3 protein-coding genes are annotated in these 2,385 nt (G+C 40.3%); 2 read left to right on the plus strand and 1 reads right to left on the minus strand.

The features are described 5' to 3' along the window. Nucleotides 1-815, plus strand: an 815-nt coding sequence (locus tag VXQ92_RS15745; RefSeq protein WP_416682434.1) for an MFS transporter, incomplete at its 5' end; no start/stop codon positions are given. A gap of 44 nt (nucleotides 816-859) precedes the next feature. After that, nucleotides 860-2,122, plus strand: a complete 1,263-nt coding sequence (locus VXQ92_RS15750) for an OprD family outer membrane porin (protein WP_416682436.1) — start codon at nucleotides 860-862, stop codon at nucleotides 2,120-2,122. 100 nt (nucleotides 2,123-2,222) lie between these two features. Here VXQ92_RS15750 and VXQ92_RS15755 read toward each other — a convergent pair. Beyond that, a partial coding sequence (locus VXQ92_RS15755; protein ID WP_416682438.1) for a 3-oxoacyl-[acyl-carrier-protein] synthase III C-terminal domain-containing protein occupies nucleotides 2,223-2,385 on the minus strand: 163 nt, incomplete at its 5' end.

A 2,385-nucleotide genomic window follows, 5' to 3' on the forward strand; every position in this document is an offset into this window, starting at 1 on the left:
TTGCTGGTATTCCCTTGTTACTGCTCCCGCTCATTTGGAAATTTTTACCAGAGTCTCTCGCCTTTTTAGTGAAATCTAATCATAGCGAACAGGCAAAAAATATAGTGAGTAAAATTGCGCCTCAAACTCAAGTCAATGCCAATACTCAACTGGTGTTAAATGAAAGTACAACAACAGATGCACCTGTCCGTGCGCTTTTCCAACAAGGCCGTACCTTCAGCACGTTTATGTTCTGGATTGCTTTCTTTATGTGCTTACTCATGGTGTATGCCTTAGGAAGCTGGTTGCCTAAACTCATGCTGCAAGCGGGCTACTCATTAGGTGCAAGCATGTTGTTCCTGTTTGCACTCAATATTGGCGGTATGGTCGGAGCAATTGGTGGCGGTGCTTTAGCAGACAGATTCCATTTAAAACCTGTTATTACCATTATGTTTATTGTGGGATCAGCAGCTTTAATTCTACTTGGCATTAATAGTCCGCAATTTATTTTATATAGCCTGATTGCAATTGCTGGTGCTGCCACAATTGGTTCGCAGATCTTACTCTACACTTTCGTGGCACAGTTCTATCCAACAGCACTTCGTTCAACTGGCATGGGCTGGGCATCTGGCATTGGCCGTATTGGCGCGATTATCGGACCAGTTTTAACCGGAGCTCTGCTCACATTTGAGCTTCCTCACCAAATGAATTTCTTAGCGATTGCAATTCCGGGTGTGATTGCTGCACTTACAATATTTATGGTCAATCTCAAAGCCTCTGTTGCCGCACAAACGCCATCAACTTTTAACCCTCAAAACACGCTTACCCAGCAGTAAAAATACATGCGCCGAGGACTGGCGCATCTTTTTGGAAATGGATTATGGAATTATTACACCGCTTTAAACCATGTAATTTAGCAATAGCCACATTATTAGGTTTATTGACTAGCTCAAGTTTATGGGCAGCAGACACCACTCAACAAAGTGAAGATGAATGGAAGTTCACGCTAAAAAATGCCTATATCAACCGTAATTTTGATAATGATGCACTCAAAGATACGGGTAGCTGGTCTCAGGCAGCATCATTATTTTATAAATCGAAAATGCATGACACCCCTCTGCAAATTGCAGACAAGCCAATTACGATTGGTGCCGATGCTTCTGTTCAATACGCCGTGCGCTTGAGTTCAGACAAACATGTTGCGGACACGGTCTTACCTTTTAATAAGGAAACGCAATCTCAAGCATCTGACTTTTTAAAATACGGCGCAACTTTAAAACTAGGCTACGACAAAACCCTTTTAAGTGTCGGTGAACTCTGGTTAGACTTACCAGTAACGGCTGTGGATGCCAGCCGACAATTACTTGCCTCTTATTGGGGAACCAATCTTAAGTCGCAACTTTCAGATCAGCTCTATGCCGAAATTGGCCGAGTGGAAAAAGTCTCGCCACGAAATGAAGAAGACTTTAAAAAGTTTTCATTCACGGCAAATGGAATGACCAAAGAATCTGATGGCTTAAATTATATTGACCTGCGCTATCAATTTACGCCGTCTTTGAAGGGCGAATATTATTTTGGTAATTTAGAAGATCTCTACAATAAACACTATGTAGGGCTTGAGCATACGTGGAAACAACCAACTTTTGCCCTGACCTCCAAATTTAAATACTTTAATGCGAAAGATGACGGCAATACCTTTGATATTGATGCCCAGAACATTGGTTTACTTGAAACCGTCAAAGTAAAAAACCATACCTTTGGTTTGGGTTACCAACAAATTATTGGAGAGTCGGCTTACCCATTACCAGATGGCTTCTTACCAGAAACTTATTTCATTAACTGGAATGCCACAGGCTTTTTCAAAGAAGATGAAAAGTCTTACCATGTGATGTACGGCTACGACTTTAAAGATTACGTTCCGGGCTTAAACGCAATGGTGAAATATGTTTACGGTCATGACTTTAAAGCAGTAAATGGTGAGAAAAACCATGAAACTGAGTCGAATGTGATTTTAAACTATACGTTTCAACAGCCTTTCTTAAAAGGCTTTGCCCTGCAATATATTCGAATTGATTACAACGTAAAACATGGCAATGACTTTGGTGAAGATCGCTTGTTTGTAAACTACACTAAAAAGTTTTAATCATTTTTGATTCAAATGAAGCGGGCTAATTTTGGCTCGCTTTATTATTTTTGTGCCATAAAAAAACGCTCTTACGAGCGTTTTTAATTAATCTAGTAACTTAAGCAACATGCTTTTGTACAACAATCGAACCTACTGAATAACCAGCACCGAAAGATGAAATCACGCCATATTCACCATCATCTACTTCGTGGCCTGTACGATGTAAAGCAATAATTACACCTGCTGAAGAAGTATTGGCAAACTCATCTAGAATAATTGGT

This window comes from Acinetobacter sp. 228, from assembly GCF_048147885.1.

Excerpts from the sequence above, each read along its gene's own strand:
- VXQ92_RS15750 (WP_416682436.1), top strand. The coding sequence starts at position 860 with ATGGAATTATTACACCGCTTTAAACCATGTAATTTAGCAATAGCCACA.